Source organism: Azonexus sp. IMCC34842, from assembly GCF_050368855.1.
Lineage (GTDB): Bacteria > Pseudomonadota > Gammaproteobacteria > Burkholderiales > Rhodocyclaceae > Azonexus > Azonexus denitrificans_A.
This window is the reverse complement of record NZ_CP178449.1, coordinates 761,523-776,119: the sequence shown is the minus strand read 5'-3', so window position 1 is coordinate 776,119 and position 14,597 is coordinate 761,523. Positions and strand designations below refer to the sequence as shown.

Annotated in this window: 13 protein-coding genes and 1 tRNA gene; 6 read left to right on the top strand and 8 right to left on the bottom strand. The window is 61.3% G+C overall.

Features of this window, described 5'->3' with window-relative positions; translation table 11 throughout:
- The first annotated feature begins 12 nt into the window (after positions 1–12).
- A complete protein-coding gene (locus ACLIKD_RS03615; protein WP_428827199.1) occupies positions 13–597 on the top strand; it encodes a superoxide dismutase in 585 nt (194 codons plus the stop codon).
- A gap of 45 nt (positions 598–642) precedes the next feature.
- Here the strand turns inward: ACLIKD_RS03615 and ACLIKD_RS03610 are convergent, their stop codons facing one another.
- The 6 genes from ACLIKD_RS03610 to ACLIKD_RS03585 all read right to left on the bottom strand — a co-directional run bounded on the left by ACLIKD_RS03610 (position 643) and on the right by ACLIKD_RS03585 (position 4,349).
- Entirely contained in the window at positions 643–1,164 is a 522-nt protein-coding gene (locus tag ACLIKD_RS03610) for a chorismate--pyruvate lyase family protein (protein WP_428827198.1), read from the bottom strand.
- Positions 1,161–1,604: a DUF192 domain-containing protein gene (locus tag ACLIKD_RS03605; RefSeq protein WP_428827197.1), complete on the bottom strand. Its 444-nt coding sequence runs from the start codon at positions 1,602–1,604 to the stop codon at positions 1,161–1,163. The genes ACLIKD_RS03610 and ACLIKD_RS03605 overlap by 4 nt, the downstream gene beginning before the upstream one ends.
- On the bottom strand, positions 1,597–2,172 hold the full coding sequence (locus ACLIKD_RS03600; RefSeq protein WP_428827196.1) for a pseudouridine synthase: 576 nt from the start codon (positions 2,170–2,172) through the stop codon (positions 1,597–1,599). The genes ACLIKD_RS03605 and ACLIKD_RS03600 overlap by 8 nt, the downstream gene beginning before the upstream one ends.
- Before the next feature lie 105 nt (positions 2,173–2,277).
- A tRNA-Leu gene (locus ACLIKD_RS03595) sits at positions 2,278–2,362 on the bottom strand.
- An 85-nt stretch (positions 2,363–2,447) separates the two neighbouring features.
- Positions 2,448–3,692 (bottom strand): nucleoside recognition domain-containing protein, encoded by a 1,245-nt coding sequence (locus ACLIKD_RS03590; RefSeq protein ID WP_428827195.1) that lies wholly within the window; start codon positions 3,690–3,692, stop codon positions 2,448–2,450.
- Positions 3,693–3,785: 93 nt separating this feature from the next.
- Positions 3,786–4,349: a L,D-transpeptidase family protein gene (locus tag ACLIKD_RS03585; RefSeq protein WP_428827194.1), complete on the bottom strand. Its 564-nt coding sequence runs from the start codon at positions 4,347–4,349 to the stop codon at positions 3,786–3,788.
- A gap of 506 nt (positions 4,350–4,855) precedes the next feature.
- On the opposite strand from ACLIKD_RS03585, the gene ACLIKD_RS03580 reads away from it, so the two are divergent.
- Positions 4,856–5,596: a hypothetical protein gene (locus ACLIKD_RS03580; RefSeq protein WP_428827193.1), complete on the top strand. Its 741-nt coding sequence runs from the start codon at positions 4,856–4,858 to the stop codon at positions 5,594–5,596.
- 197 nt (positions 5,597–5,793) lie between these two features.
- Entirely contained in the window at positions 5,794–6,432 is a 639-nt protein-coding gene (locus ACLIKD_RS03575) for a hypothetical protein (RefSeq protein WP_428827192.1), read from the top strand.
- 182 nt (positions 6,433–6,614) lie between these two features.
- On the opposite strand, the gene ACLIKD_RS03570 is transcribed toward ACLIKD_RS03575, so the two are convergent.
- Positions 6,615–8,189: a cytochrome D1 domain-containing protein gene (locus ACLIKD_RS03570; protein ID WP_428827191.1), complete on the bottom strand. Its 1,575-nt coding sequence runs from the start codon at positions 8,187–8,189 to the stop codon at positions 6,615–6,617.
- Complete coding sequence (gene nirJ, locus ACLIKD_RS03565) at positions 8,186–9,325, bottom strand: heme d1 biosynthesis radical SAM protein NirJ (protein WP_226418894.1); 1,140 nt, start codon at positions 9,323–9,325, stop codon at positions 8,186–8,188. Before nirJ ends, ACLIKD_RS03570 begins: the two co-directional genes overlap by 4 nt.
- Before the next feature lie 124 nt (positions 9,326–9,449).
- Between nirJ and ACLIKD_RS03560 the strand changes: the two genes are divergently transcribed.
- From ACLIKD_RS03560 to cphA, 3 genes are all read left to right on the top strand, one after another.
- Positions 9,450–11,747, top strand: a complete 2,298-nt coding sequence (locus ACLIKD_RS03560) for an ABC transporter ATP-binding protein (protein WP_226418893.1) — start codon at positions 9,450–9,452, stop codon at positions 11,745–11,747.
- Positions 11,744–12,214, top strand: a complete 471-nt coding sequence (locus ACLIKD_RS03555; RefSeq protein ID WP_428827190.1) for a DUF1854 domain-containing protein — start codon at positions 11,744–11,746, stop codon at positions 12,212–12,214. Before ACLIKD_RS03560 ends, ACLIKD_RS03555 begins: the two co-directional genes overlap by 4 nt.
- A 122-nt stretch (positions 12,215–12,336) precedes the next feature.
- Positions 12,337–14,583, top strand: coding sequence for a cyanophycin synthetase (gene cphA, locus ACLIKD_RS03550; RefSeq protein WP_428827189.1), 2,247 nt, complete (start codon positions 12,337–12,339; stop codon positions 14,581–14,583).
- The last annotated feature ends 14 nt before the right edge of the window (positions 14,584–14,597 follow it).

Below are 14,597 nucleotides of genomic sequence, written 5' to 3'. Positions count from 1 at the left end.
CGGAGAAAATAAATGGAACACCAACTGCCCCAGCTACCGTTCGCCAAAGATGCCCTCGCCCCGCACATGTCGGCCGAGACCTTTGATTACCACTACGCCAAGCACCACCAGGCCTACGTCACCAACCTGAACAACCTGATCAAGGGTACCGAGTACGAAAACCTCGATCTCGAAGCCATCGTCAAGAAGGCTCCGGCTGGCGGCGTGTACAACAACGCAGCGCAGGTCTGGAACCACACCTTCTTCTGGAACTGTCTGAAGCCGAACGGTGGTGGCGCACCGGCCGGCGCGCTGGCTGCCGCAATCGACGCCAAGTGGGGTTCGCTGGACGCCTTCAAAACCGCCTTCCAGACCTCCGCCGTCGGCAACTTCGGTTCCGGCTGGACCTGGCTGGTCAAGAAGGCTGACGGCTCCATCGACATCGTCAACATGGGCGCCGCCGGCACCCCGCTGACCACCGGCGACAAGGCCCTGCTCTGTGTCGATGTCTGGGAACACGCCTACTACATCGATTACCGCAATGCCCGTCCGAAGTTTGTCGAAACCTTCCTGAACAACCTGGTCAACTGGTCGTTCGCGGAAGCCAATTTCGCCTGATTCGGCTCAGCTAAAAGACAAAACCCTCGCCGCGGCGAGGGTTTTTCATTTCAGGCGAAGAATTTCCGGCAGAAAGACTTCGGTGACCAGCACCTGCTGCCCGCCGAAACGGTGCGCTGAGCGGCGCGCCCAGAGATACTCGCCGAATGCCCCGAGCGTGGCGGCCCGCCGATAAAGCGGATGACGCCGGTCCAACCGCCGATACTCGATCACCCCGCGCTGAAAGCCGGGAAAGAAAAACAGCAGCGAACCCAGCGAACGCGTGCCGAGACGGGACAGCCAGCGGGTCAGACGACCATTGGCGGCGGCAGACAGCGTGGTGTGGGCAAAAATCACCGGGACGCCGTCGCATTCGAGAACGACTTCGCGTACCTCGACCAATGCCCGGTCGCCCCCTTCGTCGGCCAGCGTCGCCCCTCTGCCCTGAGCCAGCAGGCGCACCCGGAAATCAGTGCACTGGCGCTGGCAGCGGGCGGTCAGCGAGCCCGGCTCGGTTAGCCAGGAACGCAGGCAGGGTTCCGGGGCGGCACCGCGAAAGCGTCGATACCAGCCACTGCGCCGGCTCACTGCGGACGTGGCGCCTTGTCGATCCCCTTCAGCTTGGCGCCGGGCTTGATGCCGCGCTGGGCGAACCAGCCGAGATTCATTTCCAGCGCATAGCGGGCCGGCACCTTGGCGCAGTGGTTGTTCTCGGTCTGCGGCTGCATGTTCTCGATATTGATGATGGTGCCCTCGGCATCGAGGAAGGCCACCGAAAGCGGGATCAGCGTGTTGCGCATCCACATGCAGTGGGTGTTTTCCTGCGGGAAGACGAAGAGCATGCCGCGCTGCGGCGCCATCGCCGTGCGATTCATCAGGCCGATCTGGCGGTTCTGGTCGCTCGCCGCCACTTCGGCCTCGATGCGGTGAAGACCGGCATTCAGCTCCAACACCGGCATGGCGCTCTGCCCCCAGCCGGCGGCACTGAACGTTAGGCCGCAAAGCGCTGCCAAGACGATTTTATTCATTGAATTTTCCTTGCAAATCCTGGTAACTGCCGTCGATCCGTCGCCATTCACCGAGCGCCAGACCGTCCAGCGTCGCCGCCCCGATGGCAGCCCGTATCAGACGCAGCGTAGGATAACCGATGGCTGCTGTCATTCGCCTGACCTGGCGATTCTTGCCTTCACTGATACGGATTTCCAGCCATGAAGTCGGGATCGCCGCGCGAAAGCGGATCGGCGGATCGCGCGGCCACAACCCGGCCGGTTCGTCGATCAGCCTGGCCCTGGCCGGCCGCGCGGTGAAATCCGAAAGCTTGATACCGGCGCGCAGCCGGTCCAGCGCCGCCTCGTCCGGCACGCCCTCGACCTGCACCCAATAGGTCTTTTCCAGCTTGTGTTTCGGGTCGGCGATCTTCGCCTGCAGCTTGCCGTCGTCGGTCAGGATCAGCAGCCCTTCGCTGTCGGCATCGAGCCGACCGGCTACGTACACATCCTTGACCGGAATGAACGCGTCGAGCGCCCGCCACTTGCCTTCCGGCGTGAACTGGCTGAGAACACCGTAGGGCTTGTTGAACAAGACGATGGAAGACACGGCTGCAGGGCTTCTCGGGCTAAGGGGACTGCAATTTTCGCCGATTTTTACGGTTACCGATGGAATCCGGACAAAAAGGCCGGTCGGCCTGAGACGTAAAGCATTTGGTGCCTTGGGCGAGACTCGAACTCGCACAGCTTGCGCCACTACCCCCTCAAGATAGCGTGTCTACCAATTTCACCACCAAGGCTGCGGCATCCGGAGATGCACTTGCTTCATACGTCGACGAAGGGGCGCGATTGTAACGGGGAATTGGCCTCCCGTTAAGCCCCCCTTCAATGATAGAAGGCGTAACCGATGAGAATCGCCCCGACCAGCCCGACGGCGTCGGCGATCAGGCCGCAGGCCAGGGCGTAGCGGGTCTTGGTGATATTGACGCTGCCGAAATAGACGGCCAGCACGTAGAAGGTCGTTTCCGTCGAACCCTGGATGATCGCCGCCAGCTTGCCCTGGAAGGAATCGACGCCGTAGGTCGTCATCACATCGACCATCAGGCCGCGCGCGCCGCTGCCGCTCAGCGTCTTCATCAGGCCGACCGGCAGCGCCGGCACGAAATCGTCGTTCAGGCCGACCGCCAGCACGGCGCGGCGGATGGCCTCGATGACGTAATCCATGCAGCCGGTGGTACGAAAAACCGAAATCGCCACCAGCATGGCGATCAGGTAGGGAATGATCTGCACCGCGACGCCAAAGCCCTCCTTGGCCCCCTCGACAAAACTCTCGTAGGCATCGATGCCGCGCCAGGCCGCGACGACAACGAACAGCACGATGATCGAGACGATCAGGCCGCTACCAAGCAGGCCGATCATCTGCGCCATCTGCTCCGGCGGCAGACTGCCCAGCCACCAGTACAGCCCGCCCATCAACCCGACAAAGCCGGCGAAGAAGGCCAGCACCGGCCGGCAGAACAAGTTGATGCGCTGCCAGATGGCGACCGCCACCAGCCCGGCGCAGAACGAGACGAAGGTGCCGAGCAGGGTCGGCAAAAAGATGTCGGCGGCGTTGAAGCCGACCAGCCCCTGCTTCAGCGCGATGCTCTGGCGGATGGCGATCACCGAGGTCGGAATCAGCGTGATGCCGGCCGTGTTGAGGACCAGGAACATGATCATCGGGTTGCTCGCCGTGTCCTTGTGCGGATTGATCTCCTGCAACTCGCGCATCGCCTTCAGGCCAAGCGGCGTCGCCGCGTTGTCGAGGCCGAGGATATTGGCGCTGACATTCATCACGATGCTGCCACTGGCCGGATGGCCGCCCGGGATATCGGGAAAGACGCGGCGAAAGAACGGCCCCAGCGCCCGACCGAAAAGCTGGATCAGCCCGCCCCGTTCGCCGATCTTCATCACCCCCAGCCACAGGCTCATCACGCCGACCAGCCCGAGCGAAATATCGAAACCGGTCTTCGCCGTATCGAACAACCCGGTCAGCACACGCGTGAAGATTTCCAGGTCGCCTTGCAGCAACTGGACCACCGCCGCAGCAAAGCCGACGAGGATGAAAGCGACCCAGATTCGATTGAGCACTGGCGGACCGGCGGGAAAGTTGAAAGGCCGCCAGTCTAGCCGGCTAGCCAGAGGCTGTCACCGCGCCGCCCTGGCGCGGTTCGAGGCTCGGCCCTATGACACGAACTGCGGTAATCCCCAGGCCTCGCGCCAGCGCTCGTACTCGGCTTGCGGCAACTGCACCAGCAGCGGCGCCGCCGCACCGTCCAGCCAACCGGCAATCGCCGTCATGTCGGCCAGCGACATCGCCGTACACCCGGCCGTCGGCACACCTTCGGACTCCCAAACATGCAGAAAAATGCACGACCCGGCACCCGGCGCCGGCGGCTCGCTGTTATGCGCCACCACCGCCCCCACGGCATAGCGCTGGTCGCTACGCAACATGTCCTCACAGGAAGCCCAGTCGGGCTGCGCTATGGATGACTGATCGACGATGCGGTTGTAATGCGCCGAAGCCGGGTCGTCGATAGCCTTGAGGTCCGGTGTGGCCTGCCGGTAAGGCAGCTTGGCGGCGCGAGCGAAAGCGCTGTCCGGCGCGGCATCACCGAACAACGCGGTGATCGCGAAAATACCGGCCGGCGCGCAGCTATCGCCTTCGCGCTTCTGGCGCTCTCCCTCAATGACCTGCCGGGAATGCAGCCCCCGCCCCCAAGCAAGCCCCGAGCGCCCGAGTACCACGGCAACCGGCAGCCCAACAGTCTGCCAGTCATCGGCGGAACAGGAACGCGCAAAGCGCAGAAGCCGAGCGCACGTTCCATTCCAATCAGCTCCAACACATAGCAATAGCTGATTCGATGGCAGCGCGGATTTTGAAGACGAATCCATCATAGAAGACAGAAGATCACTATAAATTGAAGTGATTGGACAAGCCGCAATTTGGCTGAGTATCCGCCAATGATCCAAGGAATGCGCCAATCTCAAGTATTAGGAGCCCATTCTGACTATTCTTGAGCGACGTCGCAAACCGGCCAGGAGCGGTCTCTCAAGAAAACTCTCCAAAACGGACATCGGCTCTGTCCGTATGATTGCTGATTGATAAGGAGACCCGCATGGAATAATCCCTATGTCATTCAAAGCCTTACCGGCGACTCAATCGTGTCCGTATTATTGGCAATAACCCGGACGTTTCTGCTCGTGAATAACTGTTAGGCTTCTCAACATTGCTCACTCCTCCATCTCACAAAATGGCAAAAACAAAATATCTTCATAAATTTCTGAGCCGCGCGGATCATTTTGTTGCGGACATAGAGTTAGTTGATGTGCTCGCAATTGCATCTGGAAACGGTGCATTGCATTCAGCCAACGGCCCACACCTATTTGATGCAGTTAATCAAAATCAGCATCCGACTCTTGCTAAAAGAAAAAGCAATGACCATAACCGACGTCTTGCTGTTAGGCACCTTAAAGCCAGCTTATGTTCTGGCTACATCAAAGACTTATACGAAGACTTTAGCGAGTACATGCAAGAAATTTTGGAATTAGCTGCGCGTAATGGAATTAATCCAAACCGCTTGGTTGGCTCCCACAAAGTGTCAGTAGAGGCCAATGATTTACTCGCCGCTGGAAACTGGGACAACGTAGTTCATATTGTTGCAAGGTCAATATTCCGCAAGCTTGAAGACGAAAAAAATACAAAATCTCTCATTCAGTCCATGGATTCAAAACTTGGACTGGGAATTACCCCTGCCATTCTTGATGCAGCACTTCCCTACTTCGAGTTACGCCATTTACTCGTACATCATGGTGGAATTGCCGACGCTGATTTCTGTCAGCGCTTCCCAACTTTTGGGGCAACTGCGGGACAAAAAATATCCGTCGAATTTACTGTTGTGTCCAATGCCCGAACGGCAATAGTCGCACTCGCTAAGCACTTTGATTCAAAAGTTATTCAAAACCTTCAGCCCCCCGCTGCCGAATTACATTAAGTGATCCATGTGCACTAAGCCTAACCCTTCGTTCGAGGCGACCTGCGCGAAAAGCCGCGCAGGCGCCTCAACTCCACGTTGGGCTGCTTGACCTAGCGATGACCGAGCAACGAAAGCTGCTTGCACAGAACCCGCCTCTGATAGAGAGGTACGTCCGGCTCCGCATGCGTGCTAACGGCAGAAGTGTCGCTCGGTTCATGATGCGGCGCGTACTCCCGTTCAAGGAACGGGAAAGGGAGAGGGCTGTTGCGAGCGCGCTCGCTGAACTTGCAAGGCAGACCGCGAAGAGCCGGAGATACGGCTTTGAATCCTCTGCCATCCTACTCAATCTCGGATTATTCTTTCTCATCGCAGACAGAGACATGCAGTCCGTAAAGATCGATGCGCTTACTCACCCAGATCCATGGAAGCGCTCTCTTTGTGCCCGAATCATTCTCCTTACCATTCATGAACTCGACATGGATAAGGTGGCGGGCGCGAAATTGCGAACCGCACTTGAAAATGCAGGTGTTCCTGATGAGGCTAAACGTCTGGCTACGCAAGCACTCCGGACGGTTCGCACTGCTCAGCAGAAGGCGCAAAAGCAGTTCTCGTTCTTACGAAACGCCACCATTGCCCACCGAGACCCGGATGCTCTGCTTCAGTATCGTTCAATCAGGCAACTCGATGAAAGGGAAGTCATGCGAATTGCTAGCGAGTTCTATGACGGTACACACCTGTTCCTAAGCGTTCTGCCACTGCTGATACGCCAGGTTGGCACGTGGCCTGGATTATTGAACCAATTGAAGTCGCGCCCTCGTTTGGCTACTGAAAATGGAAATGCAAAAAGCATTTAGCGCAAGCAGCCCCCTCATTTCACCGGGCCTGCGCGAAAAGCCGCGCAGGCCCTCATTTCAAATGTTCCTGAACGACCGCTTTCCAAATCTGCCTACGTCTGCAAAGGGCACAGAGCCGTCCCAAATAACTCTCTGACCGCCCGCGGCCGCAACAAGCTCAGGCCGCCGCCGATCATCCGTCCTCAGTGACTCGTCCCCTCCGACTTGCTGATCTTGTTCCACACGTTGTACTTGCCGACCGGCTTGTTCATCGGCAAGCGCTTCACTTCCTTCAGCGTCGCGGCGTCGTAGATGATCAGCGCGCCGTCGTTTTCCCACAGGCTGGCCAGCACGTATTTGCCGTCGCGGGTGAATTCGACGTGGGCAAAAGTCTTGCCTGGCTCGGGCTTGAGTTCGGCGACGATTTCGAGCTTTTCCTTGTCGATGATCTGCATGGTGTCCTTGAACTCCTTGCTCATCATCGAATCGGTCCAGGCGTAGCGGCTGTTTTCGTGGCTGCGCATGAAGAAGCCGGGGCCGCGCGTCTTGATCTGCTTGATGGTCTGCCAGGTCTGCATGTCGATGATGCTGATCAGGCCCTCGTTGAGATTCGGCGTCGCCATCACGGTTTTACCTTGCCAGGCCCAGCTGATGCCAGAACCGAGGTGCGGCATGCCGGGCAGTTCGAGATCGGCGATTTTCTTGCGCGCATCGAGATTGACTACCTGGCCGCTGACGGCGCTCTTGGCGTCGTTACGCGAGGCGCCCATCACCTCGTCGTAACCCTGCGTGAAGTAGAAGTCGTCGAGGTAATCGTCGAGCTGCGTGCGCTGCGGGTTCAGAAAACCGGGAATGAAGGCGCCTTCGCGGTACTTGAAGTCATGGATCATGCCGGCCGGAATGTCATCCGCCTTCGGGTTGTAGGAGACCTCCCACACCTCCTTGACGTCCTTCAACGCGGCGACGAAGCTCTGGCGCGGCGCCGCATCATAGACGGCGGAAACCCGCGAGCTCACCTTGCCGTCCTTGTCGGCGACCGGCAGGATTTTCTTCAGATTGAGGTCGGCATCGAGGATGACCAGGCTGTGCGGCAGGTAGTTGGCCACCGCCACCCACTTGCCGTCGCCGGAGACCGCCGCGTTGCGGGTGTTGATGCCGGCCCGCACTTCGGCGATGACCTTGAGGTTCCACAGGTCGAACTTGGTGATCCAGCCGTCGCGTGAGGCGAAGAAGACGTAGCGCCCGTCCGGCGTGAATTTCGGCCCGCCGTGCAGGGCGAAGCGCGACTGGAAGCGATGGATCGGTTCGAGCTTGTCGCCGTCGAGAATGGATACGTGGTGATCGCCGGTTTCGACGACGACAAACAGGTTGAGCGGATCGGCGGCGAATTGCGGCTTGTCGGGCAGGCTGCCCGGTGCGTAATTGACGATCCGCGAGGCGGTGATTTCCTTCTCGCCCCAGGCCGGCATCGGCTTGATCGGGGCATAGGCGTAATCGACCAGCGCCTTGATTTCGTCGGCCGACAGCTTGTCGCCAACGCCCAGCATCTGGGTCGCCGGGCGGCCGTCACGAATGACTTTCTCGGCCTCCGGTTTGCGCAGGCGGCCGAGGTTTTCCGGCAGCAGGGCCGGGCCGATGCCGCCCAGACGGTCGGCGCCATGGCAGGAAGCACAATGCTGTTTGAAATTGGCCGGGGCATCGGCCGCTTCCGCCAGCTGCGCCATGCCGAACAGGAAATAGACGGCAAAGCCGGCTGGAATCAGGATCTTCCAGTTCATGATGCAATTTCCTCATCGGCCAGGTAGCAGCCCGGGTCTTCCGCCCAGGCATCACCGGTCATTTGTTGCGCCCGCACCCGAGTGTTGCCGTTGCAGATCTGCCGGTAGGCGCATTCGCCGCAGCGTCCCTTGACCGCCCGCGGGTGCTGCTTGAGGCCGGCCATCAGCGGATCCGAGGTGTCCGGCCAGATCTGCGAGAACGGCCGCTCCTTGACGTTGCCCAGATTGTGGTGCCACCACATGGTGTCCGGATGCACATTGCCGAGGTTATCGATGTTGGCGACATTGACGCCCGATGAGTTGCCGCCCCACTGGCGCAGCTTGGCCTCGACATGCGCCGCCTGCTCCGGAAAACGCCGGCGTACCCAGTGCAGAAAATAGACGCCGTCGGCGTCGTTGTTGCCGGTGGTGAATTCCTTGTTCAGCCCGCGCTGCTGGTAATCCCAGCAGGTATCGAACAACAGGTCCATCGCCTGCCGCGTCAGCTGGTGCTGCGCGTCGTCCTTGCGGTTCTTGTTGCCGCGCCCGGCGTAATTCAGATGCGAGAAATAGAAGCGGTCGATGCCCTCGTCCTCGACCAGCCTGAGCAGGCCCGGCAGGTCGTGCGCGTTGTCCTGCGTCATCGTGTAGCGGACGCCGATTTTCAGGCCGAGGTCGCGGCACAGCCGGATACCCTTCAGCGAGGCAGCAAAGGCGCCGTCCAGACGGCGGAACTTGTCGTGCGTCGCGCCGATGCCGTCGAGCGATACCCCGACGTAGTTGAAGTCGCATTCGGCAATCCGGGCAATATTGCTTTCGTCGATCAGCGTACCGTTCGACGACAAGCCAACGTAGAACCCCTTGGCCTTGGCCCGCTTGGCGATATCGAAAATATCCGGCCGCAGCAAAGGCTCGCCGCCGGAGAGGATGAGCACCGGGACGTGGAATGCCTTGAGGTCGTCCATCACCGTGAAAACCTGATCGGTGGTCAGCTCGCCGGGAAAGTTGGTGTCGGCCGAGATCGAATAACAATGCTTGCAGGTCAGGTTGCAGCGCCGGATCAGGTTCCAGATCACCACCGGGCCGGGCGGATTGCGCTTCGGGCCGAGCGGCGTCGGATCGGCAATTTCCTGCATGTACTGGGAGATGCGGAACATGGATTTCTTCCTTTTGGACGTGCTGTATTCAACGGCAGGCTGCCGGCCAACTCCTTGATGCGCGTCAACCGCCGAAAAATTCAGGCGTTACAGAGGCACCCGGCCCTTGCGATATACTCTTTCAATGACCCTCAACGCCTCGAACACCATCGCTAGCGAACCGACGCTACCGACTACCTGGTCCGGACAGCTCAACGGCCAATTGCAGGACGGCGAAACACTGCAGGCCTGGCTTGAAATCGACCTCGACAGCCGTTTGCACTTTGCCAGCGGCCTGGTCGCCGTCACCGACCGCCGTCTGCTTGCCCGCGCCACCGATGGCAGCGCCTGGCTGAGCTGGCCGCTGCGCGCCGGCCTCCATCTCAACCATCTCGATCACGCCGGCGTCGGCACGCTGGAACTGGTCGACGAGCAGGGCCGCCTCGCCTGCTGGCGCTACACGCTCGGCCACAACCTCGCGGCCCTGCGCATCATCACCGAATTCGACCTGCACGTAAAAAGTCTCGTCAGCGGCCAGCCGATCGTCCGCCTGAGCGACGATTTTTGCCCGAAGTGCAAGGCGCCGCTCGAACCCGGGCAAGATGAATGCCCGATCTGCACCCGCGAAATCTCGACGCCGCCGTCGACCTGGACGCTGTTCCGCCTGTGGCGCTTCGCCCGTCCCTATAAATGGAAGCTGCTCGCCGGGTTTTCGCTGACCCTGCTATCCACCGCCGCCACGCTGGTCGCCCCCTACCTGACCATGCCGCTGATGGACAAGGTACTGATTCCCTTCCAGAACGGCCAGCCGATCGACTGGGATCTGGTCAGCCTTTACCTCGGCGGCCTGTTCGGTGCGGCCTTCTTCGCCTGGCTGCTCGGCTGGCTGCGCACCTACATCCTGGCGCTGGTTTCCGAGCGCATCGGTCGCGATCTGCGGACGACGACCTACGAACACCTGCTCAACCTGTCGCTCGAATATTTCGGCGGCAAGCGCACCGGCGACCTGATGGCGCGCATCGGCACCGAAACCGACCGGATCAATGTCTTCCTGTCGCTGCACCTGCTCGATTTTGCGACCGACGTGCTGATGATCGTGATGACCGCCGGCATCCTGTTCTCGATCAATCCGTGGCTCGCGCTGGTCACGCTGGTGCCGCTGCCCTTCATCGCCTACATGATCCATTACGTACGCGACAAGCTGCGCACCGGCTTCGAGAAGGTCGACCGCGTCTGGGCCGAAGTGACCAATGTGCTGGCCGACACCATTCCCGGCATTCGCGTCGTCAAGGCCTTCGCCCAGGAAAAGCGCGAAGCCGAGCGCTTCCGTGAAGCCAACGGCCGCAACTTGGCGATCAACGACCGGCTGAACAAGACCTGGTCGCTGTTCTCGCCGACCGTCACGCTGCTCACCGAAGTCGGCCTGCTGGTGGTCTGGGCCTTCGGTATCTGGCAGATTTCCAAGGGCGACATCACGGTCGGCGTGCTGACCGCTTTCCTCGCCTATATCAGCCGCTTCTATACCCGCCTCGATTCGATGAGCCGCATCGTCTCGGTCACCCAGAAAGCGGCGGCCGGCGCCAAGCGGATTTTCGACATCCTGGATCACGTCTCCAGCGTGCCCGAGCCAACCAACCCGGTGCATCTGGGCAAAGTCGAAGGCCGCCTCGAATTGAAGAAGGCCAGCTTCCGCTACGGCACCCGCGCCGTCACCCGCGATGTCGATCTGGTCATCGAGCCAGGCGAAATGATCGGTCTCGTCGGACACAGCGGTTCCGGCAAGAGCACGCTGGTCAACCTGATCTGCCGCTTCTACGACGTCACCGAAGGCGCGGTTTTCATCGACGGCGTCGATGTCCGCTCGGTGCCGATCGCTGAATTCCGCCAGAACATCGGCCTGGTGCTGCAGGAGCCCTTCCTGTTCTTCGGCACGATTGCCGAGAACATCGCCTACGGCAAGCCCGATGCCAGCCGCGCCGAGATCATCGCCGCAGCGCGCGCCGCGCACGCACACGAATTCATCCTGCGCCTGCCGCACGGCTACGATTCGCTGGTCGGCGAACGCGGCCAGGGCCTCTCCGGTGGCGAGCGCCAGCGCATCTCGATCGCCCGCGCCCTGCTGATCAATCCGAAAATTCTGATCCTTGACGAAGCGACCTCCTCGGTCGACACCGAAACCGAGAAGGAAATCCAGAAGGCGCTCGACAACCTGGTACGCGGCCGAACCACCATCGCCATCGCCCACCGCCTGTCCACGCTCAGGAAGGCCGACCGGCTGGTCGTCATGGATCGCGGCCGGATCGTCGAAGTCGGCAACCACGACGCCCTGATGGCGGTCGAAGGCCACTACTACAAGCTTTATCAGGCGCAGGCGCGCAACGTCGATACCGAACAGGAAAGTCGCCGGGGCGGTGACACGGCCAGCAAGGAAAACACCAAATGACAACGCCGGATTTCACCCTGGAACGCAACGCCTACGGTCAACTCGTGCTGACCAGCCCAACCGGCGATCGCCACGTCGGCATTGTTCCCGTCCGTGCCTTCCCGATTGCCGCACCCGATGAAGGCATCGCCTTGGTCAACGCCGAAGGCCACGAAGTCGGCTGGATCGACAGCATCGCCAGCCTGCCGCCGGCGCTCGGCCAGCTGGTCGACGAAGAGCTGGCCAGCCGCGAATTCGTGCCGGAAATCGAGCAGATCGTCGAGGTCTCCAGCTTTGCCTGCCCGAGCACCTGGCAGGTCGTCACCAGCCGCGGCCAGGCCGCTGTGGTGTTGAAGGGCGAGGAGGACATCCGGCGTCTTTCGCAAACCCGGCTGATGATCGCCGACACGCACGGCATCCAGTTCCTGATTCGCGATATCGGCAAGCTCGACCGCCACAGCCGCAAGCTGCTCGACCGCTTTCTCTAACGCAGCCAGCCGGACAGCAACATTTTTTTGCCGGCAGTCAGCCGGGCGCTGACGAAAGCGTTAATAATTGTCAGCTGCCCCAACAATTACTACAGCCAACGACGGAGCTGGGCGAAACAAGCATGAAGAAAAACGAAATCATCATTCGGGACATCATTACCCTGCGTGGCCCGAACATCTGGACCTATCGGCCGGTACTCGAAGCCTGGGTCGACATCGGCGAACTGGAAGACTTTCCCTCCAACAAGATTCCCGGTTTTTACGAACGCCTCGCGGCCTTGCTCCCCTCGCTGGTCGAGCATCGCTGCAGTTACCAGGAACACGGCGGCTTCCTGCGCCGCGTTCAGGAAGGCACCTGGGCCGGCCACATTCTCGAACACGTAACGCTTGAATTGCAGAACCTGGCCGGCCTGCCCGGCGGCTTCGGCAAAACACGCGAAACCTCCGAGCGTGGCGTGTACAAGGTTGCCGTCCGCGCCTGGCACGAGGAAGTCACCCGCACCGCGCTGTACACCGCCCGCGATCTGGTGATGGCGGCGATCAACGACACACCCTTCGACATCGAAAGCACGGTCGAGAACCTCGGCGACATGGTCGACTCCAAATGTCTCGGCCCCTCGACCGCCAGCATCGTCGATGCCGCCGACGAGCGCGACATTCCGGCCATCCGCCTGCTCGACGACGGCAATCTGGTGCAGATCGGCTACGGCGCCGCGATGCGCCGCATCTGGACGGCGGAAACCGACCGGACCAGCGCCATCGCCGAAACCATTTCGCGCGACAAGGACCTGACCAAGGAATTGCTCTCCTCCTGCGGCGTGCCGATCCCCGAAGGGCGCGAAGTGCGCAGCGCCGAAGATGCCTGGGACGCCGCCGAAGACATCGGTCTGCCGGTGTGCATCAAGCCGGTCGACGGCAACCATGGGCGCGGCGTCTTCATCGACGTCAAGACCCGTGAAGAAGTCGAAAAAGCCTACGCCATCGCCGTCGAGGAAGGCAGCGCGGTCCTCGTCGAGCGCTCCCTGCCCGGCACCGAACACCGCCTGCTGGTCATCGGCAACAAGCTGGTCGCCGCCAACCGGGGCGACATGGTGATGGTCACCGGCGACGGCCAGTCGACGGTCCGCGAACTGATAGAAATCCAGGTCAATTCCGACCCGCGCCGCGGCCCGACCGAACTGCATCCGCTGTCGATCATCCGCCTCGATTCCGCCGCCCGGATGGAACTCGAACGTCAGAACCTGACCGCCGATGCGGTACCGGCCAGCGGTCGCGAAGTGCTGATCCAGCGCAACGCCAACCATGCCTTCGACGTCACCGACGACGTGCATCCGGAAACGGCTGCCCTGGCCTCGCTCGCCGCCCGCGTCATCGGCCTCGACATCGCCGGCATCGATCTGGTCTGCGAAGACATTTCCAAGCCGCTGGCCGCCCAGGGCGGCGCCATCGTCGAAGTCAATGCCGGCCCCAGCCTGCTGATGCACCTCCGCCCGGGCGTCGGCAAGCCGCGCCCGGTAGGCAAGGCGATTGTCGCCAATCTGTTCGGCGAAAAGGAAAACGGCCGCATCCCGGTGGTCGGCATCACCGGCACGCACGGCAAGACCTCGGTCGCCAAGCTGGTCGCCCATCTGATTTACATGTCCGGCAAGCGCGTCGGCCTGGCCTGCAGCGACGGCGTCCATCTCGACCGGCGGCACGTCCAGAAGGCCGATGCCGCCAACTGGACGGCCGGCCATCGCCTGCTGCTCAACCGCGCGGTCGATGCGGCGGTGATCGAGAACGGTGCCCGCACCATTCTCGGCGAAGGTCTGGCCTACGACCGCTGCCAGGTCGGCATCGTCACCAACATCGACCAGGCCGCCGAAGATCTGGCGCGCTGGGACGTCCATCCGAGCGGCGGCGAGTTCTACACGACTTACCGCAACACCTATCGCACCCAGGTCGATGTCGTGCTGAGCAAGGGTTATGCCGTGCTCAATGCCGAAGACCCGGTGGTCGCCGACCTCGCCGAACTGTGCGACGGGGAAGTGATCCTGTTCGCCGCCAATCCGGCCTGCCCGGCCCTGGCCGCCCACCTGGCCGCCGGCCAGCGCGGCGTCTTCGTCCGCGAGGGGCGGATCACCGTCGCCACCGGCAATGACGAAGCCTGGCTGCTGTGCCGCCTCGGCGACGTACCGGTGATCGGCAAGCAGAAAGATCCGGAAACCATCGCCAACGTTCTGGCCGCCGTCGCCGCCGGTTGGGCGCTCGGCATCACCTTCGATGCGATCGGCACCGGCCTCAAGACCTATGGTCTGGAACTGCCGGCCCTCTCCTCGCTGCTCACCCAGACAGCCAAGAAGCCGCGCAAAGCGGCAACCCGAAAATAACAAGGATTCAGCGT

Bases quoted from the DNA above. Each gene is read 5' to 3' on its own strand.
- ACLIKD_RS03615 (WP_428827199.1), top strand. From the start codon at position 13: ATGGAACACCAACTGCCCCAGCTACCGTTCGCCAAAGATGCCCTCGCC.
- ACLIKD_RS03605 (WP_428827197.1), bottom strand. From the start codon at position 1,604: ATGAATAAAATCGTCTTGGCAGCGCTTTGCGGCCTAACGTTCAGTGCC.
- ACLIKD_RS03580 (WP_428827193.1), top strand. From the start codon at position 4,856: ATGGCAAAAACAAAATATCTTCATAAATTTCTGAGCCGCGCGGATCAT.
- ACLIKD_RS03575 (WP_428827192.1), top strand. From the start codon at position 5,794: ATGATGCGGCGCGTACTCCCGTTCAAGGAACGGGAAAGGGAGAGGGCT.
- ACLIKD_RS03570 (WP_428827191.1), bottom strand. From the start codon at position 8,189: ATGAACTGGAAGATCCTGATTCCAGCCGGCTTTGCCGTCTATTTCCTG.
- nirJ (WP_226418894.1), bottom strand. From the start codon at position 9,325: ATGTTCCGCATCTCCCAGTACATGCAGGAAATTGCCGATCCGACGCCG.
- ACLIKD_RS03560 (WP_226418893.1), top strand. From the start codon at position 9,450: ATGACCCTCAACGCCTCGAACACCATCGCTAGCGAACCGACGCTACCG.
- ACLIKD_RS03555 (WP_428827190.1), top strand. From the start codon at position 11,744: ATGACAACGCCGGATTTCACCCTGGAACGCAACGCCTACGGTCAACTC.
- cphA (WP_428827189.1), top strand. From the start codon at position 12,337: ATGAAGAAAAACGAAATCATCATTCGGGACATCATTACCCTGCGTGGC.